Origin of the sequence: Rhizobium ecuadorense, assembly GCF_001187535.1 — a bacterium.
Taxonomy (GTDB): domain Bacteria; phylum Pseudomonadota; class Alphaproteobacteria; order Rhizobiales; family Rhizobiaceae; genus Rhizobium; species Rhizobium ecuadorense.
Map to the genome: position 1 here is coordinate 1 of NZ_LFIO01001123.1, position 226 is coordinate 226.

Consider the following 226-nt stretch of genomic DNA (forward strand, 5'->3'; position numbering starts at 1 on the left):
GCTTTTCGAAATCGCGCAGCACCAGATGGATGTAGGCGCTGCGCCAATTTCCCTGAAGACGCACACGCTGTCCCGAGCCATCAGCCTGGTCGTCCACTTGCAGTGAGGCGGCATTGCGATTCTCGGCGTTCAAGATACTTGTGTCTTTCAAGGCTTACAGCGACATTGCGCGAATCGCGAAGCAGATCGTTCGCCCGGCGCGTCAATATACAGAAGCACCGTGCAA

1 pseudogene is annotated in these 226 nt (G+C 56.2%); it reads right to left on the reverse strand.

The window, feature by feature from the left end:
• Positions 1-151, reverse strand: a pseudogene (locus tag AF337_RS42530) (organic solvent ABC transporter permease); the annotation flags it as partial.
• Between the last annotated feature and the right edge of the window lie 75 nt (positions 152-226).